The sequence below is a fragment of the Microbacterium sp. NPDC056234 genome, from assembly GCF_042267585.1.
GTDB lineage: Bacteria > Actinomycetota > Actinomycetes > Actinomycetales > Microbacteriaceae > Microbacterium.
The window spans coordinates 41,179-64,213 of the sequence record NZ_JBHJTE010000003.1 but is presented as its reverse complement, the minus strand read 5'-3'; the positions used below and the strand labels follow the sequence as shown (position 1 = coordinate 64,213).

The following is a 23,035-nucleotide window of genomic DNA, read 5'->3' as shown; positions in this document are numbered from 1 at the left end:
GAGCGGCAGCATCCGATGAGCATCATCACGTTCGACCATGTCTCCAAGGCGTTCCCCGGGACGCGCAAGGGAGCACCCGTCGCGGCGCTCGATGACGTCGACCTCGAGATCCAGCCCGGATCCATCGTCGGCGTCATCGGGTACTCCGGCGCCGGAAAATCCACCCTCGTCCGCCTGATCAACGGGCTGGAGAAGCCGTCGTCGGGTGCGGTGACGGTGCTGGGCACCGACGTCGGCACCGCGTCGGCGAACGAACTGCGCTCGCTGCGCGGACGCATCGGCATGATCTTCCAGCAGTTCAATCTGTTCACATCGCGCACCGTTCGCGGGAACGTGGCGTACCCGCTCAAGGTCGCCGGCTGGAAGAAAGCCGACATCGGCCCTCGCGTGACCGAGCTGCTGGACTTCGTGGGCATCGGCGACAAGGCCGACCGGTATCCGCGCGCGCTGTCGGGTGGACAGAAGCAGCGTGTCGGCATCGCCAGAGCGATCGCCGCGAACCCTGAGCTGCTGCTGGCGGACGAGGCCACGAGCGCACTGGACCCTCAGACCACCGGTGAGGTGCTCGCACTGCTCAAGGAGATCAATCGTCGCCTCGGGATCACGATCGTCGTCATCACGCACCAGATCTCGGTCGTGCACGAGCTGTGCGATCAGGTCGTCGTGATGGACGGTGGCAGAGTCGTCGACAGCGGTGACACCTATCGGGTCTTCGCGCACCCACGAGCGGTGCTGACCGAGCGCTTCGTCGCGGCCGTCACGCAGGGCGTGCCCACCGGCGACACCCTCGCCGCGCTGCGCACCGGCGGCGGCCGTCTCATCAGCGTCGACGTCAACGAGTTCACGAGCGAGGACATCGCCGCCGTGTTCGAGGAGCACGGCGTGCGGCACACCGTCGTCTTCGGCGGGGTCACGGACATCCAGGGCCGCCAGCTGGGCACGCTCACGTACCGCCTGCAGGCCGATGCGGCGGCGGTCGAGGCCGCGGCATCCGAACTCGCCACGCGGACGCGGGCGGAACTGCTCGCCGACACCGCGAAGACCGGGACGGAGGCGGCATCATGATCGGCATCCGCACGGCGACCGACTGGACGAGCCTGACGCCTGTGCTCCTGCAGTCGATCCAGGAGACGGTCTACATGGTCGTCGTGACCATGCTGATCGGCGGTGCGGCCGGCCTGCTCATCGGCGCCCTGCTCTACGCCACGCGGCCGGGCAACCTGTTCGCGAATCGTGCGGTCTTCACGGTCCTCAACTTCGTGATCAATGTCATCCGGCCGATTCCCTTCATCATCTTCCTCACGGCGGTCGGGCCGGTGACGAAGCTCATCGCCGGCACGACCCTCGGCACGGAGGCGGCGATCGTCCCGATGACGATCATGGCCGCCGTCGTGATCGGACGCGTCGTCGAGCAGAATCTCGTGGCGGTGGACCCCGGCGTCGTGGAGGCGGCGCTGGCGATCGGCGCCAAGCGTTTCGCGATCCTGTTCGGCCTCGTGATCCCTGAGGCGCTCGCGCCGCTGATCCTCGGCTACACCTTCATGTTCATCGCCGTGGTGGACATGTCCGCGATGGCCGGGTACATCGGCGGCGGAGGACTCGGAAACTTCGCGATCATCTACGGCTACCAGCAGTTCAACCAGGAAGCCACCTGGGTGACCGTCGCGATCATCATCGTCATCGTGCAGGTCGGACAGCTCTTCGGCAACTGGCTGGCGCAGCGCGTTCTGCGCCGATAGCGCGGGTCGCGGCTCCGTCGTGCGTACGGCGCCCCGGCTAGGCTGGTGGGGTGAGAATCCGCCTCGACATCGCCTACGACGGCACGCATTTCCGGGGGTGGGCCAGGCAGCCGGAGCATCGCACCGTTCAGGGGACGCTCGAGGCGGCGCTGGGGCGCATCGTCGGCTCGGACGTGCAGTTCGTGGTCGCCGGCCGCACGGATGCCGGGGTGCACGCCCGCGGGCAGGTCGCGCACGTCGATCTGGACGAGACGCAGTGGGCGCGCATCGTGACCCGTCATGGGCGAGCAGCGCACGATCCGGCGGGGTCGATCGCCGGCCGCATGCGCGGAGTCCTCGGCGCCTATCCCGATGCCACCGTCGCCTCGTCCTCGATCGCGCCTGACGGTTTCGACGCACGCTTCTCCGCCGTCTGGCGCCGCTATCGCTACCGTCTTGCCGACGACGTCTCCGGCTTCGACCCGCTGCGCAGGAACGACACCGCCAGCACGCGGGGGATTCTCGACGTCGAGGCGATGGATGCCGCTGCGCAGACGCTCATCGGACTCCACGACTTCGCCGCGTACTGCAAGGCGCGACCGGAGGCGACGACCATCCGGACTCTTCTCGATTACCGCTGGCGGCGCGATGAGGAGGCCGTCCTCGTCGCCGAGGTCAGGGCGGATGCGTTCTGTCACAGCATGGTCAGGGCGCTCGTTGGCGCATGCGCAGCCGTGGGGGAGGGGCGTCTGGACCCGGCGGATCTCGTCGTGCTGCGCGACGCACGCGTACGCACCAGCGAATTCAAGGTGCTCGCCGCCCGCGGGCTCACCCTGACCGAGGTCGGCTATCCCGCCGACGACCTGCTCGCGACGCGCGCCGAACAGACCAGAGCACGGCGGGACCGTGGCGGATCAGGGCACGGAGCGCCGGTCGACGACGAGTGACACCGCCGTTCGGCATCCGTACCCCGGTTCGCTACCTCGCACACAGCCGCAGGGTCTAGCGTGAGAGGAGATGAAGGTGATCTCCTACAACTTGCGCAAGCATCGGGCGGCCGGTGAACTCGATGCGCTCGTCGACGAGCACGGCGCAGACGTGCTCTGCCTGCAGGAATGCGATGTGTCCGCCCTCCCCGATCGCGTCGGCGACCTGGTGCTGGCACAGGCGACCCAGGGCAATCGCCTGGGGCTCGCTGTCTACTACCGCGAGAACACCTTCCGGTTGCACTCGCTGCGCGCCATCGAACTCAAGAAGTCGTTGCACGATCGGATGCTGAAGCCTGCCCACGAACGCGTCATGGGCGTGCGGCTGTACGACATCGACGACGGGCGCGAGATGATCGTCGCGTCGTTCCACGCAGCGCCGCTGACCGCTCTCAACTCGCTGCGCCGCAACCAGATCCGCAGCGCGCTGACCGAGCTGGAGCGTTTCGGCCCGGGGATCCCGATCCTCATGGTCGGCGACTACAACTATCCGGTGTTCAAGGAGAACCTCGGGCAGACCGTGCGCGACCACGGGTACACCCTGACGCTGTCCGACGAGCGCACCTACACGCGCTATCGCGTGTTCAAGGGGCACTACGACTTCGCCACCTCTGAGGGTTTCGACATCGAGAGCATCCGGACGCTCCCGCAGCGCGCGAGCGATCACCGCCCGATCCTCATCACCGCGCGCCTGGAGTAGGCGCTGTCGGTTTGGGAATCGGTCTCGGATGCCGTAGGCTAACCCTTTGGTGCCTTACTGCGGCACCGCGAACGTGAGCCCTCCACTGGCGTGTTCCCCGTCTTCGACAGCGGAACCACCCCGGAGTGGGATTCACGAACTCCTCCGTTCGAACAAGAAAGCAGCACTATCGTGACGCGCACATACACCCCGAAGGCCGGGCAGATCCAGCGTGACTGGGTCGTCATCGACGCCACCGACGTCGTTCTCGGTCGCCTCGCCTCGCACGCCGCAGCGCTCCTGCGCGGCAAGCACAAGCCGACCTTCGCGAACCACCTCGACTCGGGTGACTTCGTCATCATCGTGAACGCCGACAAGGTCGCGCTCACCGGTCAGAAGCTTCAGAAGAAGATGGCTTACCGCCACTCCGGCTACCCGGGCGGCCTGAAGAAGGTCTCCTACGAAGAGCTGCTGGAGAAGAACCCCGTCCGCGCCGTCGAGAAGGCCATCCGCGGGATGCTCCCGAAGAACAGCCTCGGCCGCCAGCAGCTGGGCAAGCTGAAGGTCTACGTGGGCGCAGAGCACCCGCACGCCGCTCAGCAGCCCCAGACGTACACCCTCGACCAGGTCGCCCAGTAAGCGCCGCAACGACTAAGGACATACTCGTGGCTGACATCCAGGACTCCACCGAATTCCCGCAGAACTTCTCGACCGCTACGCCTGAGACCGAAGCAGCAGCGGAGACGGCTCCCCGTCCCGTGCTGAGCGTTCCCGGCGCCGCTGTCGGCCGTCGCAAGCAGGCCATCGCCCGCGTGCGCCTCGTCCCCGGCTCGGGCACGATCACGGTCAACGGCCGCACGCTCGAGGACTACTTCCCGAACAAGCTGCACCAGCAGCTGATCAACGACCCGTTCACCGTGCTGAACCTGCAGGGTGCTTACGACGTCATCGCCCGCATCTCGGGTGGCGGCGACTCCGGCCAGGCCGGTGCGCTGCGCCTCGGCATCGCTCGTGCGCTGAACGGCATCGACGTCGAGAACAACCGTCCGACCCTGAAGAAGGCCGGCTTCCTCTCGCGTGACGCCCGCGTCATCGAGCGCAAGAAGGCTGGTCTCAAGAAGGCCCGCAAGGCGCCTCAGTACTCCAAGCGTTAAGCCCGACAGCCCTTCATGGCACTGTTCGGCACGGACGGCGTGCGAGGTCTTGCCAATGGCATCCTCACCGCCGACCTGGCGCTCTCCCTGGCCCAGGCGACTGCAGTCGTCCTGGGCCAGGGCCGTACTGCCGAGGCGCGCAAGGCGCAGGGGAAGCGGCTCACCGCCGTCGTCGCCCGCGATCCGCGCGTCTCCGGTGAGTTCCTGGCCGCTGCGGTCTCCGCAGGCCTCGCCTCCTCCGGCGTCGACGTGCTCGACGCGGGAGTGATCCCCACACCGGCTCTGGCGTTCCTCGTCGCCGACCGCGATGCCGACTTCGGCGTCATGGTCTCGGCGTCGCACAATCCTGCACCGGACAACGGCATCAAGATCTTCGCCCGTGGCGGCGTGAAGCTGCCCGACGTCGTCGAGCAGCGGATCGAATCCGCCATGTCCGGTGAGAAGCTGCTTCCCACTGGCGCATCCGTCGGCCGCATCCAGCGCTTCTCGGATGCCGAGGACCGCTATGTCGTGCACCTGCTCGGCTCGCTGCCGAATCGTCTCGAGGGCCTTCATGTCGTCCTCGACTGCGCGAACGGCGCAGCCGCCGGCGTCTCGCCGGAGACGTTCAGGGATGCCGGGGCAGAGGTCACCGTGATCGGTGCCGACCCCGACGGCATGAACATCAACGACGGCGTAGGGTCGACGCATCTCGATCAGCTCGCCGAGGCCGTCGTGCGACTCGGCGCGGATGTCGGCATCGCCCACGACGGCGATGCGGACCGCTGTCTCGCGGTGGACGCCGACGGCAACGCGATCGACGGCGACCAGATCATGGCCATCCTCGCGATCGCCATGAAGGACCGAGGACACCTCGCCGAGGACACGCTCGTCGCGACCGTCATGAGCAACCTCGGCCTGCACATCGCGATGCGCGAGCACGGCATCACCGTGCGGCAGACGGCGGTCGGCGACCGCTACGTCCTCGAGGACATGAACGCGAACGGCTACGCCCTCGGCGGCGAGCAGTCCGGTCACGTCATCATGAGCGAATTCGCGACGACGGGCGACGGCCTGCTGACCGGGCTGCACCTGGTGGCCGAGATGGCGCGCCAGAAGAAGACGCTCGCCGAGCTCGCGAGCGTGATGACGGTGTATCCGCAGGTGCTCACGAACGTCCGCGACGTCGACAAGGACCGCGTGGCCGACGACGAGGGCGTGCAGGACGCCGTCCGCGCCGTCGAGAAGGCCCTCGGAAGCACCGGGCGCGTTCTGCTGCGCAAGTCGGGCACCGAAGCGCTCGTGCGCGTCATGGTGGAGGCGGCGGACGCCGAATCCGCGCAGGCGTACGCGCAGCAGCTGGCTGACGTCGTGAAGGACCGTCTGGCCCTCTGAGCCGCAGAGCGGCGCCGGCTCACGTGCCGGTGCCGCTCCAGCTCATCGACTCGATGTAGCGCACCAGGACGCCCTCGCGCAGCGCCCACGGCGACACCTCGAGCTCTTTCACGTTCAGCATCCGCATCGCGGTGTGCAGCGCGACCGCTGCGGCGACGATCTGGAACGTGCGATCCGGTGTGATGCCCGGCAGCTCCTGTCGGGCGGATGCGGGCAGGCGCGCGAGGCGGGGGATCCACGACCCGAGCTCTTCGCGCGGCAGGAGCATGCGGTCGATTCCCGACCATCCGGGCACGGGGTAGCCGACCAGACGCGCCAGCGAGCGGATCGCCTTCGACGAGCCGACCACGTGGTCCGGGCGGGGGAGCGCGGTGAACGTCGGCATCACCTCCGACAGGACCGAGACGGCGTGGGCACGCAGACGCTCGACGGCGTCCTCACCCGGCGGATCCTCCGGCAGGAACTCCACCGTCGTACGGCCGGCTCCGAGCGGGACGGATGCCGCGGCATCCGGGATCTCGTCAGAGCCCGCGGCGATCTCCAGCGACCCGCCACCGATGTCGAGGAGCAGCAGTTGCCCCGCCGACCAGCCGAACCAGCGCCGCACGGCGAGGAACGTGAGCTCTGCTTCGGTCTCGCCGTCGAGCACCTGCAACGGCTGGCCGAGCGCCGCCTCGATGCGGGCGATGACCTCGGCGCCGTTCGTCGCCTCGCGGACCGCGCTCGTCGCGGTGGCGAGCAGGGCGTCGACGTTCTCCGAAGCGGCGACGGTCCGTGCGCGCGTGACGGCATCCTCGAGAGCGCGCACGCCCTCCTCCGAGATCGAGCCGTCCGGCGTGAGATGGCGCATGAGGCGCAGGACCGTCCTGTCGCTCGTCGTCGCCAGCGGCCGCCCTCCGGGGCGGACATCGGCGGCGAGCAGATGGACGGTGTTCGACCCGATGTCGATGACTCCCAAGCGCACGGGGAAAGCGTACCCGCGCGCGGGCCCAGCCGTGACGGTGATTACACGCGCTCTGCGAGCCAGCGCGCCTGCCGCACCCACTGCGCGATCTGACCGCCCTCATGGCCGTTGAACAGGTACGGCTCGATCTCGGCATCCTTCGAGGCCAGGTGGTTGTACGCGGCGTACACGCTCGAGGGCAGCACGATGCCGTCCATGAGCGCGGCGGAGAACAGGGCCGGCTGGTGGATGCGGCGCGCGAAGTTCACACCATCGAAGTACGACAGCGTTTCGAAGACCTGATCCACGCGGCTCCTGTGCACGGCGAGGTATCGCTCGATCTCGGCGTAGGGGTGATCGGGGGTCCGCTCGACGGATCGACGGAAATGGCACAGGAACGGCACGTCGGGCATCACGGCGAAGACGTCGGGGTGCAGTGCGCCCGCGGCGATCGAGATGCCGCCGCCCTGGCTGGCGCCGGTCACGCTGACGCGATCCCGGCGCACGAAGGGCAGCTCGCGGACGGTGTCGATCGCCCGCACCGCATCCGTGAACACCCGGCGGTAGTAGTAGGTCTCCGGCGCTTCGATCCCGCGGGTCATGAAGCCGCTCGACGCGGACGCCGAGCCGTGCGGGTCAGGAGTGTCGCCGCCGCTGCCCCAGTTCGATCCCTGGCCGCGCGTGTCCATCAGCACATGGACGTATCCGGATGCCGCCCACTGCAGGCGCTCACCGGGGATGCCGCGGCCCCCGCCGTAGCCGATGTACTCGACGATCGCAGGCAGCGGCTCATGGGTGTGCGGACGCGTGACCCATGCGCGGATGGGATCGCCGCCGAACCCGTCGAACGTCAGGTCCTCCACGATCAGCCGGGTCACCGGAGTATCCGCCGGGACGAGCGTCGGCGGCGTCGCCGCAGCGCGAGCCTCCTCGATCGTGCGCTGCCAGAAGGCATCGAAATCAGCGGGCTCCGCCACGTCGGGGCGGAAGGTCTCGAGCTCCTCGAGGGAGAGATCAGTCAGTGCCACCCGCATCACGGTAGCGGACGTCCGCCGCACGTGTCGAAGCGTTTCCCCGCCTCGCTTGCGCAGAGCCGAGGAAAGGCCTATGGTTTGTGTCGAAGCGTTTCGATGGAGATTCGACACTCGGGTTCGATCGCATGCGAGACGAGATCCGACAGCGAGTGGAGACATCGATGGTGACGCGACGTGAGAGCGCTCTCAATCGTTACGCGGGTGTGACGCCGCCCGCATTGACGGATACGCGACCGTCGTGGTTAATTCAATCGAAGCGATTCGACAACTCCGCGGGCGAGGACGCCCCCGACGCGCAAGGCATGGCACGATGACGACCACGACCCTGACCGAGACCATGGTCACGCAGCTCGACCACGTCGAGAACCCGTCGCGCAGACGACGCCGGCGCCGCGACAGGCAGCAGGCGGGCGGGCGCAAGTCCTACGGCATGTTCCTCGTCATCCTGCCGTTCATCGTCCTGGCCTTCCTGTTCTCCTACTTCCCGCTGTACGGCTGGATCTACTCGCTGTACGACTACAAGCCGGCCCTCGGCCTCTCCGGAAGCGAGTTCGTCGGCCTGCAGTGGTTCCAGATGCTCGTGAGCTCGCCGACGCAGGTCGCGCAGATCACGCAGGTCATGGCGAACACCCTCGCGATCAGCTTCCTCGGCATCGCCACCAGCGTTCTGCCGCTGGCCTTCGCGATCTTCCTCAACGAGATCAGGGCGCCGTGGTTCCGCAACGCGGTGCAGACGCTGACCACGCTGCCCAACTTCATCTCCTGGGTGCTGGTCTACATGATCGCGTTCTCGTTGTTCTCCAGCTCCGGGCTGGTGAACAACGTCCTGGGTGACTGGGGGATCATCACCGCCCCGATCAAGTTCCTCGACACCGACCAGAACGTCTGGCTCACCATGACGCTCTGGAGCATCTGGAAGGGTCTGGGCTGGGGTGCGATCATCTACCTCGCCGCGATCGCCGGCATCGACCAGTCGCTGTACGAGTCGGCCGAGATCGACGGCGCCGGGCGCTTCCAGAAGATGTGGTACATCACGATCCCGCAGCTGATGCCGACGTACCTCGTGCTGCTGCTGCTGTCGATCGCGAATCTGCTGAACAACGGGATGGAGCAGTACTACGTGTTCCAGAACGCGTTCAACAAGGAGTGGATCCAGGTGCTCGACCTGTACGTCTACAACATCGGCATGACGGGAAACAGTCTGTCGATGGCCACGGCGATCGGGATGCTGAAGAGCATCGTCTCGGTCATCCTCCTGTTCACCGTCAACGCCATCGCCAAGCGCGTGCGCGGCGAATCGATCGTCTGAGAGGCGCGCCATGACCGCTCTGACCGCACCCCCCAAGCGTCCTGTCCGCCCGACCAGGCCGCACAACCGCAAGCCGGAACCCGAACGCCACGGCGGCGACGTGATGTTCGCGATCATCAACTACACCGTCTTCGCATTGCTCGTCGTGCTGTGCGCCTACCCGTTCTACTACCTGATCATCAACTCGATCAGCGCGAACGACGTCTCGGCGCTCGGCGACGTCCGACTCTGGCCGATCGATGTGCACCTCGACAACTACAAAGAGGTGTTCAAGCTCAACGGGCTGCCGCTGGCCGCGGTCGTGAGCATCGCCCGCACGGTGATCGGAACGGTGTTCACCGTTCTGGCATCCGCTTTCCTCGGCTTCATGTTCACGCAGAAGAAGATGTGGGCCCGTCAGTTCTGGTACCGCTTCATCATCATCACGATGTACTTCAGCGCCGGTCTCATCCCGGTCTTCATCATCATGAAGAACCTCGGCCTGACCAACAACTTCTGGGTGTACGTGCTGCCCTTCATCGTGCAGCCGTTCTTCATCATCCTCGTGAAGACCTTCGTCGAGTCGATGCCGGAGTCGCTGCAGGAGGCCGCGGAGCTGGACGGCGCGAACATCGTGCAGATCTTCTTCCGGGTCTACCTGCCGAACATGACACCGATCCTCGCGACCGTCGCCATCTTCTCCGCCGTGGCGCAGTGGAACAGCTTCCAGGACACCCTGATCTACATCACCGATCAGAGTCTGTACACGCTGCAGTACCTGCTCTACATGTTCATCAACCAGGCATCCAGCCTCGCCCAGGCCGCGCAGAACGCCGGTGGCGACCTCTCGGGCATCGTCTCAGCCGCGACGTCCCAGACGCCGACGTCCATCCGGATGACCGTGTCCGTGATCGTCGTCCTGCCGATCATCTTCATCTACCCCCTGTTCCAGCGCTTCTTCGTGAAGGGCATCATGCTGGGCGCCGTCAAGGGCTGACGGCGACGCCCCGATAGTCGCGCACACCCAAGAAAGGAAAGCAATGAAGCTGAAGAGGAAAGCCGCGCTCGGAGTGGTCGCACTCCTGGCGGTCGGGTCCCTGGCCGCGTGCAGCGGTGACCCGGCCGAGACCGAGGAGTCGCAGGTCGACGCCTTCCCGACCGAGTGGGAGGAGGAGATCACGATCGACGTGTTCGACGGCCTCGCCAACTACATGGGCATCCAGGAAGGGTGGTTCGGCGAGCTGGTCAAAGAGAAGTTCAACATGAAGCTGAACATCATCGCGCCGAACGTCGCCGGTGGCGGCGACACTCTCTACAACACCCGCGTGTCCGCCGGAGACCTCGGCGACCTCATCATCACGGACAAGGGCAAGCGCCTCGACGAGCTGGTCGAGGGCGGGCTCGTGATGGACACCGCGAAGTACTACCCGGCGATGCAGAACCTGGAGCGGTTCGACAAGGCCGTCGACAAGCTCAACGACGGCAAGGACGGCATCTACGGCTATCCGACCTCCGTCTCCAGCATCCAGCCGACGCAGCCCAGCGAGGGACTCGAGCCGACCTTCGGCGCCTACCTGCGCTGGGACCTCTACTCCCAGCTCGGCTACCCCGAGATCGGAACGCTGGAAGACCTGCTCCCGGTTCTGAAGGACATGCAGGACCTGCAGCCGACCGCGCCCAACGGCAAGAAGGTGTACGCGCTGTCGCTGTTCAAGGACTGGGACGGCAACATGATGAACAACGCCAAGCAGCCGATCACGTACTACGGCTACGACGAGCTCGGCTTCGCGCTCGCCAAGGCGGACGGCTCCGACTATCAGGGCATCCTCGACGACGACGGCGAGTACCACCGGGTGCTGGAGTTCTACAACGAGGCCTACCGCATGGGTCTGGTCGACCCGGAGTCGACCACGCAGAACTACGACACGCTGTGGTCGAAGTTCCAGAACGGTCAGGTGCTGTACTCGTGGTGGCCGTGGCTCGGCCAGTCCGCGTACAACACCGACGAGAACATGAAGGCCGGCACCGGCTTCATGCTGGTGCCGATCGAGGACCAGACGATCTTCTCGTACGGCGCCGAGGCGTACGGCGGCAAGCAGGTCTTCTCGATCGGCTCGCAGGCGGAGGACCCCGAGCGCATCGCGGCCTTCATCGACTGGCTGTACTCGACCGAGGGCACGTACACGAACAACAGCCAGACGCAGGGCGCAGCCGGCCCTGAAGGCCTGACCTGGGAGATGGGCGACGACGGACAGCCGACGCTGACCGAATTCGGCCAGGAGGTCTTCCTCACCGGTGACGCGACGGTGCCGGAGGAATGGGGCGGCGGCAGCTACATCGACGGCACGTCGACCCTGAACGTCAGCGCAGTGCTCCCGAACGACATCGACGAGAACACCGGGCTGCAGTACAACTACCAGTTCTGGCCGCACTACCAGGAGCTCACCCAGAACGACCTCAAGGCCGACTGGACCTCGCACATGGACGACGCGACGTCGACCATGGAGTACCTGAAGGCGAACGACGAGCTGCTCGTCGCCCCGGGTGCCAGCTACACGGCGCCGGCCGACGACTCGCAGACCGAGACCCTGCGCAACCAGGTCAAGGCGCTCGTCGTGCAGTACTCATGGCAGGCGACGTTCGCCGAGAGCGAGGCGGACTTCGACAAGCTGTGGTCCGAGCTGCAGGAGACCGCGAAGGGGCTCGGCTACGACGACGTCCTCGAGGTCGACCTCGATCGAGCCAAGGAGCAGAACGACGCTCGCGTCGCCGTGGCGGAGGAGTTCGCGGAGTAAGGACGCGCGTGTGCAAAGGGGGTCCGGCTTCGGCCGGGCCCCCTTTCGTGTGCGCGGGGCGGGGGAGGGGACGCGTGCGGTCGACTCCGGGCGGCGGACGCGGTGATCGGTGACACCTCGAAGTGGTGCGGGTGGGCTGCGGTCACCGCGCGAGCAGTGCGGTGCGCACCGCGGTGCGCCGTGCGTCAGGCGCGGCGTGCGAAGACGCTGCGGAACAGGAACGCCGTCGTGTAGGCGCCGACCGAGAAGCCGATCGTGACCAGGATGACGCCGAACATCGGGAACACGATCGTGATGCACACCAGCGCGATCGGGATGAGCAGAATCCCCAGGGTGCGCACGGGCTCGGCGGCCGGCAGCAGCAGCGCGTTCTTCAGCGCCTGCCGGAAGGGCGTGGTGAACGCGGCGGTGAGCGCCATCGCGAACAGGAACGCGGCGAACAGATAGATGGCGGCCACCGTCGCGATGACCGTCGCCGCGCCGGCCAGCAGGCTCGGGTGCGATGCCCAGAACACGGCGCTCGCCGCCAGCAGCAGCATCGGTACCGCCAGGCACAGACCGAGCAGCGTCGCCCGCACGAAGTTCCGCCCGAACGCGGGGAAGTAGTCCTTGACCGGCCGACCGCTCTCGTCGTCGGAGTAGCGGATCGTCACCTCGTACAGTGCGCTCGTCGCCGCCGGGATCGTCACGACGGGGATGCACGTGGCGAGGTACATCAGGTTCAACGCGACGAATCCGAGGAAGGAGGACATCCCCTGCAGGGTCCGGCTCTCCGGATCGATCTTCATGATGCGGGGACGGATGCCGCGGCATCCGCTGTCGATTCCCACCGGGGAGCGAGCAGCTGGACCGGCGGCAGCTCGAGGCCCTCGAGCAGCTGCAGGATCGCGCGCGTCGCGCTGGCACCGAGCTCCTCGGCCGGCACGTCGATGCTGTCCGCGAGGGAGGGCACGGTACGCGCGACATCGGCCGGGCACAGGGCGATCACGTCCAGATCGCGCCCGTAGGACCCCGTGCCGAGGCGCCCGGCCACGTGCGGCAGCGCGCCCTCGTTGTGGAACAGGATTCCGGTGACCTCGGCGCGTTCGGCGAGGATCTCCTCGACGGTCGCGACGGACTCCTGGGCGCTCGGACACGCGTGCACGCTGGCATCCAGTCCGAGTTCCTCCGCCGCCGTGAGGAAGCCGCGATTCAGGCGGTCGACGTACGAGGTGCGTCGGGCGATGACCTCCAGCGGAGCCCCGATCAGGGCGACGTGCGTGTGCCCGAGTTCGGCGAGACGCGTCGCGGCCAGACGCCCGGCCGCCTCGAAGTCGAAGTCCACGCACGCGATGCCGTCCGCGCCGGCGGGGAGCCCGATGAGCACAGAGGGCGTCGACAGGTCCTCGAGCGTGGCGATGCGCGGGTCGTCGGATTCGACATCCATCACGAGCAGCGCATCGACCATGGATGCCCGCGCGGCGCGGCTGAGACCAGCCGCATCGTCGCTGGTGAGCAGCAGGATGTCGTATTGATTGGCGCGGGCCTCGCGGACGACGCCGGCCACGATCTCCATCACCACGTGCACATCGACACCCGAGCGCAACGGCGCCTGAAGGCCGATGACGTTCGTCGATCGAGATGCGAGCGAGCGGGCGCTGGCGTGCGGGCTGTACTTCAGATCGGCGATGGCCTGTTCGACGCGATCCCTGGTCTCCTGCGAGATGGTCCGCTTGCCGCTCATCACGTAGGACACGGTGGATATCGACACGCCGGCGGCGCGTGCGACCTCAGCGATCGTCACCATCTCGGCTCCTTCGGCTCGATGATCGTCTCTTCTCCCGGCTGCAGCTCTCGAACGGTCTCGTCGAGCCCCGGCCCCGAGATCACGACCGCACGCGCGGTGTCAGAGCGCAATCGTACCCGGGCGACGCGGTGCTCCTGCCACGTCACGTCGACGGCCACGGCGCCGCGAGCCCGCAGCCCGCGGATGGTTCCGTCGGGCCAGGCGGGTGGCAGCGCCGGCAGCAGTCGGATGCGGGTGTGCGCCTCGTCCGTGCCGTGCGACTGCAGCAGTGCCTCGGCGATGCCGGCCGTGAGCCCGAGATTGCCGTCGATCTGGAACGGCGGATGCGCGCTGAAGAGGTTCTCGTAGACGCCGCCGCGCTGACCAGCGGCATCCTGTGCGGGCCGCAACGACAGCCGGATCTGGTCGTGCACGCGCGTGCCGTCGCCGAGACGCGCCCACATCGCAAGCCGCCATGCCAGCGCCCATCCGGTGGATTCAGGGCCACGGGCGAGGATCGCGGCCGCGGCCGCATCCGCCAGCTCCGGCGTGCTCTCCGGGGTGATCATCGCCAGGGGGTACAGTCCGACCAGATGAGACAGATGGCGATGCAGCGGCTCGGCATCCGCGACGTCGCGATCCCACTCCGCGAGGCGCCCGTCCGGCATCGCGCGCAGTTCGGGAAGCAGCCCTGTCACGCGCACGAGCTCGTCGAGCCAGTCCGGGGAGACATCGAGTGCACTCGCCGCCTGCACGCAGGTGTCGGCCAGCTCGCGCAGCAGAGCCACGTCCATCGTGGTCGACTCGCCCAGCGCGCGCGGTACGCCGCCGTCGTCGAGGTGACGGTTCTCGGGTGACGTGGACGGACTCGTCCAGGCGCGGGAGCCGTCGGTGCGGATCCAGCTCAGCGCGAACAGCGCGGACCCCTCCAGCACCGGCCAGATCTCGGATCGCAGGCGATCGGCGTCCCCGTCGAACCTGAAAGCGTCCCACAGCTGCAGGCTGAGCCAGACGCCGCCCATGGGCCAGAACGCCCAGGCCGCGTCGCCCGAACCGCCTCCGACCGGTGCGGCGTGCCCCCAGGCATCCGAGTTGTGATGCATCGCCCAGCCGTCGGCGCCGTGCAGGTCACGGGCGACGACGCGTCCGGTGGTCGCGGCGACCCGGCCCACGAAGGCACGCAGCGGATCGAGGCATTCCGGCAGGCCCGTCACGTCGGCCGGCCAGTACGCCATCTCGAGGTTGATGTTCGAGGTGTACGCGCTCGACCACGGTCCAGGGAGCTCGGCGTTCCACAGGCCCTGCAGCGTCAGCGGGATCGTCGCGCGGCGCGAGGACGAGATCAGCAGGTAGCGCCCGTAGTGGAAGGCGAGCGCGGCCAGACCCTCATCGGGGCGCACCTGCGCCAGGGCCACGCGTTCGTCGACGGGAAGCTCGTCAGCGCCGGGTGCCGACGGCAGCTCCAGCGCGCAGCGCGCGTACAGCTCCTGATGGGTGCGGATGTGCGCGTCCCGCAGCGCCTCGGCGTCGTAGTCGCGTGCCGTCACCGCGGCCCGCTCGATCGCGCCGCGAGCATCGGCCGGTTCGCCGGGCAGTCCCGCGGCGGTGGCGGTTCCGATCAGCAGGACGTGCTCGCGGGCGGGGGCGGTGGTGAGGATGCCGTCTTCCACGGTCGCGGCGACCGTCGAGCGGACCGACACCGCCGCGGTGCGCCCTCGCGTCTCGTCGTACCGGATTGGCTCTGCAGCGTGCGCGTGCCCTGGTGCGACATCGATCGGCAGGTGCCATTCGAGGCTCAGCACGTCGTCGGACTCGTCGATCCGACGGGGCCGCAGCTGACTCTCGACGGCGACGCGCAGACGAATGGGCCGCTCGGCGACGATGCGATGCACGATCGCGCCGGCCGCGGCATCCGCCCAGGTCTCGTGCCGGATGGCACCGGCATCCGAGGCGTACTCGTGTGCCGCGATGGCGGTGCGCAGATCGAGAGTGCGCCGCAGGGACGCCCCATCGGCCGTGATGCCCACGATCTCGATGTCGACGTGCCCGAGCGGCAGGAAGGCCTGCCCCCACGGGGTCTGCTGTCGCTGCACCAGACGCTCTGCTTCGTCGCCGTCGCCGCGTGCCACTGCGGCGCTCGCCGCGTTCAGGTTGTCAGGGCCGCGCTCGACGATGCCGTCCAGCGGGTCGGCATCGGGGATGCCCGACCACGCCGTGATGTCGTTGAGATGCAGCCGCTCGCCCGCGAGGCGGCCCTCGCACATCGCGCCGCGGATGCTGTCGCCGACGGGGAACGCGGCTGTCCAGCGCTCGGCCGGGCGATGGAGACGGAGGAGGTGGAGGGCGTCTGCGACCTCGATGGACTTCGGCACGTGGCTAGTATATGTTCTCGTTGTTGAAACGCTTCGACAACTCGAGTCAGAACCGGAAGACCATGTCAATGACGACCGCACCCCGCCGCGCATTCGATGCGCTCATCACCGAGCGCGGCCTCGGCTTCGGCGGTGATTACAACCCCGAGCAGTGGAGCCCCGACGTGTGGCGCGAGGATGTCGAGCTCATGCGACAGGCGGGCGTGAACCTCGTCACCGTCGGCGTCTTCAGCTGGGCGATGATCGAGCCGACCCCGGGCGCTCGCGAGTGGGGGTGGCTGGACGAGGTGCTCGATCTGCTGCACGCAGGCGGCATCGCCGTCGACCTCGCAGCGCCGGTCGCGTCTCCGCCGCCGTGGCTCGGCATCCGCCACCCCGAGACTCTGCCGGTGGACCGGGACGGCGTGCGCCTGATCCCCGGATCGCGCAATCAGTTCTCTCCGGCATCGCGCGTGTACCGCGAGCATGCGGCGGCGATCACGCGCGATCTCGCCGAGCGCTACGCGCAGCACCCGGCCGTGCGGATGTGGCACGTCGGCAACGAGTACGGCCAGGTCGATCACGGCGACGAGGCCGCGCGCGAGTTCCGGCTCTGGCTGCGTCGCCGCCACGGCACGATCGACGCTCTCAACGACGCATGGGGGACCGCCTTCTGGTCGCAGCGCTACGCCGATTTCGACGAGATCCTGCCGCCGCGGCGCATGCCGTATCTGGTGAACCCGACCCAGTCCCTCGACTTCCGCCGATACACCTCCGACCAGCTGCTGCAGTGCTACCGCGAACTGCGCGACGTCATCCGCGAGACGGGCGCCACGCAGCCCATCACCACGAACTTCATGGGATTCCACGCCCTCACCGACTACTGGGCCTGGGCGGACGACGTCGACGTCGTCGCGGATGATCAGTACCCCGACCCGGCGTCTCCCGAGTCGCCGTCGGACATCGCGCTCGTGCAGGACCTCATGCGCTCGCTCGGCGGCGGACGCTCGTGGGTGCTCATGGAGCAGGCGATCAGCGCGACATCCTGGCGCGAGCACAATGTGCCGAAGTCTCCGCTGCGCGCACGCCGCGACTCGCTGCAGGCCGTCGCCCGCGGCGCGGACGCGGTCTGCTACTTCCAGTGGCGTCAGGCCAGGGCCGGCGCGGAGCGCTTCCACTCCGCGATGCTCCCGCACGCCGGCGCCGACTCCGATGTGTTCCGGGGCGTCTGCCGACAGGGCGAGGACCTGACGAGGCTGTCATCGGTCGCCGGTGCCTCCGTTCCGGCCGAAGTCGCGATCCTGTTCGACTGGTCGTCCTGGTGGGCGGGTGAGGAGCCGGCGCGGCCGACCGAACGGCTGCGCACCATGACCGAGGTGAACCGCTGGTACCGCGAGCTGTGGCGGCGCGGCGTGGCCGCGGACGTCGTGTCGACGACATCCGATCTGTCCGAGTACCGGACGATCCTCGTGCCGCACGCCTACATCGTCGAGCCCGACACCGCGACAGCGCTGCGCGCGGCGGTCGAGTCCGGAGCGCACGTCGTCATCGGGCCCTTCAGCGGGGTCGCGGACGCGAACGCTCAGGTGCTCACCGGCCGCTCGCCCGTGCTGCTGCGGGATCTGCTCGGCGCGAGCTCCGAGGAGTGGGGTGCGGTCCCCGAGGCAGGCAGCCCGCTGACCGCGGATGCCCGATGGGATGCCGGACGCGCCGTCGCCCAGCCGCAGGCCGAGATCCTCGCCGAACGCCTGCGCACCGAGGGGGCTGATGTCCTCGCCAGGCACACCGGGGGAGACCTCGACGGGATCCCTGCCCTCACCCGGCACGCCGTCGGCGACGGAGCGGCGTGGTACGTGGGCGCGGTCGTCGACCAGGCGACCCTGTCGGCGGTGATCGGCGGCGCCCTCGCGGATGCCGGTGTCACCGACGCGTTCGGCGGACCGGCCGGCGTTCTCCCGGAGGGACTCGAGGCCGTCCGCCGCGGAGACGTCCTGTTCCTGCTCAACCACGCGGACACCCGCACAGACATCGCGGTGGACGGGTCGTACGTCGACCTGCTCACCGGAGAAGAGACGATCGACGGCGTCGGCATCGCGCCCGGCGAAGTGCGAGCACTGACAGAAAGGCGCACCTGGTGAAGTTCACCGATGGCTACTGGCTGACCCGACCGGGTCTGACCCCGCTCTACGCGGCGCAGGTCGACGACATCCGCATCGACGCGGATGCCGGGACCATGACGGTCTACGCACCGACGACGGTGATCCGCCAGCGCGGTGACACCCTCAACCGGCCGATGCTGACGGTCACGTTCTCGTCACCGGCATCCGGCGTCGTGAAGGTCAGGGTGCAGCGTCACGCCGGCCGGGTCCGGATCGGACCCGACTTCGAGACGTTCCCCGAGGAGGGGTTCGTGCCGACGGTCTCGGTCGACGACCGGCAGGGCGTGCTGGAGACCGGTGGCCTGCGGGTGGTCGTGTCCCGAGACGGCGCGTGGGACGTGCGCTTCGAGCAAGACGGCAGGGTGCTCACCCGATCGCTGCCCCGCTCGATCGGGCACCTCACGGCCGACGACTCGTTCCACGCCGACGGCGGACCGCAGACCCGCGCCGGCGACACCTGGGTGCATCAGCAGCTCTCGATCGAACCCGGCGAGCGCGTGTTCGGATTCGGTGAGCGCTTCGGCGCGTTCGTGAAGAACGGCCAGGTCGTGGACTCATGGAATGCCGACGGCGGCACCTCCAGCGAGCAGTCGTACAAGTCGGTGCCGTTCTACCTCACCAGCCGCGGCTACGGCGTGCTCGTCGACAGCCCGGACCGGGTGTCGTTCGAGGTCGGCAGCGAGGTCAACTCCCGCGTGCAGTTCTCGGTGCCGGGGGAGACGCTGGACTACTACGTGTTCGCCGGCCCCACCCCGAAGGATGTGCTCGGCCGCTACACCGCGTTCACCGGGCGTCCGGCCCGCGTACCGGCCTGGTCGTTCGGCCTCTGGCTGACGACGTCGTTCACCGCCGACTACGACGAGGCCACCGTGAACGGCTTCATCGACGGATTCGCCGAGCGCGACCTGCCGCTGAGCGTCTTCCACTACGACTGCTTCTGGATGCGCGAGTTCCAGTGGACCGACTTCGAATGGGACCCGCGGATGTTCCCCGACCCCGAGGGTCAGCTCGCGCGCCTGCACGAACGCGGTCTGAAGGTCTCGGCATGGATCAACCCCTACATCGCGCAGCGTTCGAAGCTGTTCGACGAGGCGGCCGAGAGGGGGTATCTGCTCAAGCGCACCGACGGGGGCGTCTGGCAGTGGGACCTCTGGCAGGCCGGCATGGGCATCGTCGACTTCACGAATCCAGAGGCAGCTGACTGGTACGTGGGCCACATCGAGCGCCTGATGGACCAGGGCGTCGACACGTTCAAGACCGACTTCGGCGAGCGGATCCCCGCCGAGGGCGTCGCCTGGCACGACGGATCCGACCCCGTCCGCATGCACAACCACTACCCGCGGCTGTACAACGAGGTCGTGTTCCGGGCGCTCGAGCGGCGCCGCGGCACGGGTGAGGCGGTGCTGTTCGCCCGCTCGGCCACCGCAGGAACGCAGCAGTTCCCTGTGCACTGGGGCGGCGACAGCGACTCGACGTTCCTGTCGATGGCGGAGTCGCTGCGCGGCGGGCTCTCGCTCGCGATGAGCGGCTTCGGATACTGGAGCCACGACATCGGCGGCTTCGAGGGCACACCGGATGCCGGACTCTTCAAGCGCTGGCTCGCCTTCGGGCTGCTGTCGTCGCACTCACGGCTGCACGGGTCGTCGAGCTTCCGTGTGCCGTGGCAGTTCGACGACGAGGCGGTGGATGTGACGCGCCGGTTCACGAAGCTGAAGATGCGTCTCATGCCGTATCTGGGCGGTGCGGCCGAGCAGGCGGCGTCTTCCGGCATCCCGATGATGCGTCCGATGGCGCTGGAGTTCCCCGACGACCGCAGCGGGTTCGACGCCGACGCGCAGTACATGCTCGGTGACGCTCTGCTCGTCGCGCCGGTCTTCGACGCCGACGGCACCGCCGAGTACTACGTGCCTGCCGGTGCGTGGACCTCGTTGCTGGACGGCTCGGAGGTGGACGGGCGCCGCTGGGTGCGGGAGCGGCACGACTACCTGTCCGTGCCGCTGCGCGTGCGTCCCGGCACCGTGCTGCCGTGGGGAAGCGTGGACGACCGGCCGGACTACGACTGGGCGGACGGCGTCACGCTGCGCTGCTTCGCGCTGCCGGACGGCTACGACGAGGCCACCACGGTGCCGGGTCACGACGGTGCAGCCGCGACGACGTTCCGGGTTCGCCGCGACGGCGACCGCATCATCGCGTCCAGCACGGATGCCGCGGCAACCTGGTCGCTGTCCTCCGGCGACGTGTCGGCGACCGCCCAGGGCGCCGGCGAACTGCAGATCACGATCGAGGAGAACAACTGATGCTGTTCCGTGACGTCTCGGCATCCGTGGCCGACCGCGCCGCCGACCTGCTGTCCCGATTGACGTTCGACGAGCGTCTCGCGCTGCTCCACCAGGCTGCCCCTGCGATCGAGCACCTCGGCGTCGCCGAGTACCGCACCGGCTGCGAGGCGCTGCACGGCGCCGCGTGGCTCGGGACGGCGACGGTGTTCCCGCAGCCGGTCGGCCTCGCCGCGACCTGGGACACGGATCTCATCGAACGCGTCGGCGACGTCGCCTCGACCGAGGTGCGGGCCAAGCGCGCCGAGAACCCGCTGGTGAGCCTGAACGTGTGGGCACCGGTCGTGAACACCCTGCGTCACCCCGCGTGGGGACGCAACGAGGAGGGCTACTCGGAGGACCCGCACCTGACCGCCGCGTTCGGCACGGCGTATGCGCGAGGCCTCCGCGGTCGCCACGAACGCGTCTGGAAGACGGTGCCCGCGCTGAAGCACTTCCTCGCGTACAGCAACGAGACCGACCGGTCGGCGACCTCGTCGAACATGTCGCTGCGGACGCTGCACGAGGAGGAGCTGCCCGCCTTCCGCGGGCCGATCGAGTCCGAAGCGGCGGGCAGCATCATGCTCGCCTACAACCAGGTCAACGGCTCGCCGGCGCACACCCAGCCCGAGCTCACCGACGAGGCGCGCAGGTGGGCACCCGGCTCGCTGGCGATCGTGTCGGATGCCGGAGCACCCACGTTCGTCGTGTCCATCCAGGGCGCGCAGCCGGATATGGCGCACGCCGCCGCGGCGCTGGTGCGCGGCGGCATGGACTCGTTCACCGACAACGATGCGGATGCGACGCCCACGCTGACCCACCTGCGCGCCGCGCTGGATGCCGGTCTCCTCGACGAGGCCGACATCGACCGCGCGGCGCTGCGTCTGCTCGAGATGCGGGTGCGCAGCGGCGAGTTCGACGGCGACGCCGACCCGTATGCCGAGATCGGCATAGACGCGATCGACGCGCCTTCCGCCAGGGAACTCGCCCGTGACGCTGCCGGCGCGGGCGTCGTCGTGCTGCGCAATGACGACGGCATCCTTCCGCTCGCGGAGCCGCGATCGATCGCGGTGCTCGGGCCCCTGGCCGATGCCGTCCTCACGGACTGGTACTCCGGGACTCCGCCGTATTCCGTCGGGGTGGCGCGAGGCCTCGCCGAGCGCTACCCGCATGCCGAGGTGCGCATCGAGACCGGCGCCGACACCGTCGCGCTGCGGTCGACGAGCAACGGGTCCTACCTGCGCTCCGATGCGTCGGGGGCGCAGGTCGCGGCGACCGGTTCTTCGGCTGCGGACGACGCGCTGTGGGATGTGACCGACTGGGGCGACGGCATCCTGACCCTGCGGTCGCACGCGTCAGGTCGACTGCTCACCGGCGGTGCGTGGCCCATGCGCGCCGACGCCGAGCGGGTCGGCGGCTGGGTCGTGCAGGAGAGCTTCCGCACGCACGTCCACGAGGACGGCACGTGGTCTCTGCTGCACCTCGGCTCCGGTCGCTGGGTGCGCATCTCGCGTGAGGTCGGCATAGTGCTGGCCGAGGGCGTCACGATCGATCGCGCCGAGCGCTTCGCCGTGCGGACGGTGCGTTCGGGGGCGCAGGCCGTCGCGGATGCCGCGGCCTCCGCCGATCTCGCCGTCGTGGTCGTCGGCAACGACCCGCACCTGGCGGGCCGCGAGACCGAGGACCGGCCGCATCTTCACCTGCCGGAGGCGGCGACGGGGATCTGGCGCACCGCGCACGAGACGGGGACACCGACCGTCCTCACGATCGTCTCGAGCTACCCGTACGTGCTGGGTGATGCGGCGAAGGCCTCGACGGTGGTGTGGTCGAGTCACGCGGGCCAGGAGCTGGGCCGCGGCATCGCCGACGTCTTCAGCGGCGATCGCGAGCCCACCGGGCGACTGGCGCAGTCCTGGCCGGCGGATCCGGCACAGGCCGGTGATCTGTTCGACTACGACACGCAGCGCCAGCAGGCGACGTACCGTCACCAGCCCGCGCCCTACGCGTTCGCGTTCGGCCACGGGCTGACCTACTCGGACGTCGCCTATGAGAGCGTGTCCGTGTCTGCCTCCGAGGTCGTCGCCGCGGAGCCGTCGCACCGGCATCCGGCGTTCGGCGAAGCCGGCGAGGTGACCGCGATCGTGCGGGTGACCAACCGCGGCGAGCGGGCGGTCGACGAGCTCGTGCAGCTCTACGGGCTCGCACCGGACGGCCTGCCGATCCCGCCGGCGCGGCGTCTGCTGCTCGGTTACCGTCGGGTGCGACTGGAGCCGGGGGAGTCCGGCGAGGTCGAGATCTCGTTCCAGAGCGCGCGGTTCGCCGTGTGGGATGAGGATGCTCGGATCGACGGTGCCGTCGACGACTGGCTGCACCGGGGCGCGCTGCGTGTGCAGCCGGGCGAGTACCGGATCGCGGCGGGATCGTCTGCGGACGCACTGGAGGTCGTCGCGGAGCTCCGGATCGTCGACTGAGCG

General features: G+C 68.6%; 18 protein-coding genes. 13 read left to right on the top strand and 5 right to left on the bottom strand.

Features of this window, described 5'->3' with window-relative positions:
- Positions 1 to 15 precede the first annotated feature (15 nt).
- From ACFCYE_RS09715 to glmM, 7 genes are all read left to right on the top strand, one after another.
- Positions 16 to 1,065 carry a methionine ABC transporter ATP-binding protein gene (locus ACFCYE_RS09715; protein WP_376178289.1) on the top strand — a complete coding sequence of 350 codons (1,050 nt, stop codon included), beginning with the start codon at positions 16 to 18 and terminating at the stop codon, positions 1,063 to 1,065.
- Positions 1,062 to 1,739: a methionine ABC transporter permease gene (locus ACFCYE_RS09710; protein ID WP_376178287.1), complete on the top strand. Its 678-nt coding sequence runs from the start codon at positions 1,062 to 1,064 to the stop codon at positions 1,737 to 1,739. Before ACFCYE_RS09715 ends, ACFCYE_RS09710 begins: the two co-directional genes overlap by 4 nt.
- 50 nt (positions 1,740 to 1,789) lie before the next feature.
- Positions 1,790 to 2,665, top strand: a complete 876-nt coding sequence (gene truA / locus ACFCYE_RS09705; protein WP_376178285.1) for a tRNA pseudouridine(38-40) synthase TruA — start codon at positions 1,790 to 1,792, stop codon at positions 2,663 to 2,665.
- A 70-nt stretch (positions 2,666 to 2,735) separates the two neighbouring features.
- Positions 2,736 to 3,404, top strand: coding sequence for an endonuclease/exonuclease/phosphatase family protein (locus ACFCYE_RS09700; protein ID WP_376178283.1), 669 nt, complete (start codon positions 2,736 to 2,738; stop codon positions 3,402 to 3,404).
- A gap of 171 nt (positions 3,405 to 3,575) precedes the next feature.
- Entirely contained in the window at positions 3,576 to 4,022 is a 447-nt protein-coding gene (gene rplM / locus ACFCYE_RS09695; RefSeq protein ID WP_264155549.1) for a 50S ribosomal protein L13, read from the top strand.
- Positions 4,023 to 4,048: 26 nt separating this feature from the next.
- Complete coding sequence (gene rpsI, locus ACFCYE_RS09690) at positions 4,049 to 4,537, top strand: 30S ribosomal protein S9 (RefSeq protein WP_376178281.1); 489 nt, start codon at positions 4,049 to 4,051, stop codon at positions 4,535 to 4,537.
- 15 nt (positions 4,538 to 4,552) lie between these two features.
- A complete protein-coding gene (gene glmM / locus ACFCYE_RS09685; RefSeq protein ID WP_376178279.1) occupies positions 4,553 to 5,911 on the top strand; it encodes a phosphoglucosamine mutase in 1,359 nt (452 codons plus the stop codon).
- Between the two features lie 19 nt (positions 5,912 to 5,930).
- Here the strand turns inward: glmM and ACFCYE_RS09680 are convergent, their stop codons facing one another.
- Complete coding sequence (locus tag ACFCYE_RS09680) at positions 5,931 to 6,875, bottom strand: Ppx/GppA phosphatase family protein (protein ID WP_376178277.1); 945 nt, start codon at positions 6,873 to 6,875, stop codon at positions 5,931 to 5,933.
- 41 nt (positions 6,876 to 6,916) lie between these two features.
- Positions 6,917 to 7,882, bottom strand: coding sequence for an acetylxylan esterase (locus ACFCYE_RS09675; RefSeq protein ID WP_376178275.1), 966 nt, complete (start codon positions 7,880 to 7,882; stop codon positions 6,917 to 6,919).
- 316 nt (positions 7,883 to 8,198) lie between these two features.
- Between ACFCYE_RS09675 and ACFCYE_RS09670 the strand changes: the two genes are divergently transcribed.
- The 3 genes from ACFCYE_RS09670 to ACFCYE_RS09660 are packed head-to-tail and all read left to right on the top strand — an operon-like array spanning position 8,199 to position 11,971.
- The gene (locus ACFCYE_RS09670; RefSeq protein ID WP_376178273.1) at positions 8,199 to 9,197 is read left to right on the top strand and encodes an ABC transporter permease; all 999 of its coding nucleotides are present in this window, start codon (positions 8,199 to 8,201) and stop codon (positions 9,195 to 9,197) included.
- Between the two features lie 10 nt (positions 9,198 to 9,207).
- Entirely contained in the window at positions 9,208 to 10,173 is a 966-nt protein-coding gene (locus ACFCYE_RS09665; protein WP_376178272.1) for a carbohydrate ABC transporter permease, read from the top strand.
- A gap of 43 nt (positions 10,174 to 10,216) precedes the next feature.
- The gene (locus ACFCYE_RS09660; RefSeq protein ID WP_376178270.1) at positions 10,217 to 11,971 is read left to right on the top strand and encodes an ABC transporter substrate-binding protein; all 1,755 of its coding nucleotides are present in this window, start codon (positions 10,217 to 10,219) and stop codon (positions 11,969 to 11,971) included.
- A 185-nt stretch (positions 11,972 to 12,156) separates the two neighbouring features.
- On the opposite strand, the gene ACFCYE_RS09655 is transcribed toward ACFCYE_RS09660, so the two are convergent.
- From ACFCYE_RS09655 to ACFCYE_RS09645, 3 genes are read right to left on the bottom strand one after another with little or no spacing between them, the layout of a single operon-like run.
- Positions 12,157 to 12,723: a YesL family protein gene (locus tag ACFCYE_RS09655; RefSeq protein WP_376178268.1), complete on the bottom strand. Its 567-nt coding sequence runs from the start codon at positions 12,721 to 12,723 to the stop codon at positions 12,157 to 12,159.
- Between the two features lie 32 nt (positions 12,724 to 12,755).
- Entirely contained in the window at positions 12,756 to 13,757 is a 1,002-nt protein-coding gene (locus ACFCYE_RS09650) for a LacI family DNA-binding transcriptional regulator (protein WP_376178266.1), read from the bottom strand.
- Positions 13,751 to 16,108, bottom strand: a complete 2,358-nt coding sequence (locus ACFCYE_RS09645; RefSeq protein ID WP_376178264.1) for a glycoside hydrolase N-terminal domain-containing protein — start codon at positions 16,106 to 16,108, stop codon at positions 13,751 to 13,753. The genes ACFCYE_RS09650 and ACFCYE_RS09645 overlap by 7 nt, the downstream gene beginning before the upstream one ends.
- A 68-nt stretch (positions 16,109 to 16,176) precedes the next feature.
- Between ACFCYE_RS09645 and ACFCYE_RS09640 the strand changes: the two genes are divergently transcribed.
- Genes ACFCYE_RS09640 through ACFCYE_RS09630 form a run of 3 tightly spaced genes read left to right on the top strand, consistent with a single transcriptional unit; the run spans position 16,177 to position 23,032 of the window.
- Positions 16,177 to 18,225 (top strand): beta-galactosidase, encoded by a 2,049-nt coding sequence (locus ACFCYE_RS09640; protein ID WP_376178262.1) that lies wholly within the window; start codon positions 16,177 to 16,179, stop codon positions 18,223 to 18,225.
- Entirely contained in the window at positions 18,222 to 20,543 is a 2,322-nt protein-coding gene (gene yicI / locus ACFCYE_RS09635) for an alpha-xylosidase (protein WP_376178260.1), read from the top strand. Before ACFCYE_RS09640 ends, yicI begins: the two co-directional genes overlap by 4 nt.
- Entirely contained in the window at positions 20,543 to 23,032 is a 2,490-nt protein-coding gene (locus ACFCYE_RS09630; RefSeq protein WP_376178258.1) for a glycoside hydrolase family 3 C-terminal domain-containing protein, read from the top strand. Before yicI ends, ACFCYE_RS09630 begins: the two co-directional genes overlap by 1 nt.
- The last annotated feature ends 3 nt before the right edge of the window (positions 23,033 to 23,035 follow it).

Bases quoted from the DNA above. Each gene is read 5' to 3' on its own strand.
- ACFCYE_RS09715 (WP_376178289.1), top strand. From the start codon at position 16: ATGAGCATCATCACGTTCGACCATGTCTCCAAGGCGTTCCCCGGGACG.
- ACFCYE_RS09660 (WP_376178270.1), top strand. From the start codon at position 10,217: ATGAAGCTGAAGAGGAAAGCCGCGCTCGGAGTGGTCGCACTCCTGGCG.
- glmM (WP_376178279.1), top strand. From the start codon at position 4,553: ATGGCACTGTTCGGCACGGACGGCGTGCGAGGTCTTGCCAATGGCATC.
- ACFCYE_RS09710 (WP_376178287.1), top strand. From the start codon at position 1,062: ATGATCGGCATCCGCACGGCGACCGACTGGACGAGCCTGACGCCTGTG.
- ACFCYE_RS09640 (WP_376178262.1), top strand. From the start codon at position 16,177: ATGACGACCGCACCCCGCCGCGCATTCGATGCGCTCATCACCGAGCGC.
- ACFCYE_RS09700 (WP_376178283.1), top strand. From the start codon at position 2,736: ATGAAGGTGATCTCCTACAACTTGCGCAAGCATCGGGCGGCCGGTGAA.
- ACFCYE_RS09630 (WP_376178258.1), top strand. From the start codon at position 20,543: ATGCTGTTCCGTGACGTCTCGGCATCCGTGGCCGACCGCGCCGCCGAC.
- ACFCYE_RS09655 (WP_376178268.1), bottom strand. From the start codon at position 12,723: ATGTCCTCCTTCCTCGGATTCGTCGCGTTGAACCTGATGTACCTCGCC.
- ACFCYE_RS09650 (WP_376178266.1), bottom strand. From the start codon at position 13,757: ATGGTGACGATCGCTGAGGTCGCACGCGCCGCCGGCGTGTCGATATCC.
- ACFCYE_RS09665 (WP_376178272.1), top strand. From the start codon at position 9,208: ATGACCGCTCTGACCGCACCCCCCAAGCGTCCTGTCCGCCCGACCAGG.
- ACFCYE_RS09670 (WP_376178273.1), top strand. From the start codon at position 8,199: ATGACGACCACGACCCTGACCGAGACCATGGTCACGCAGCTCGACCAC.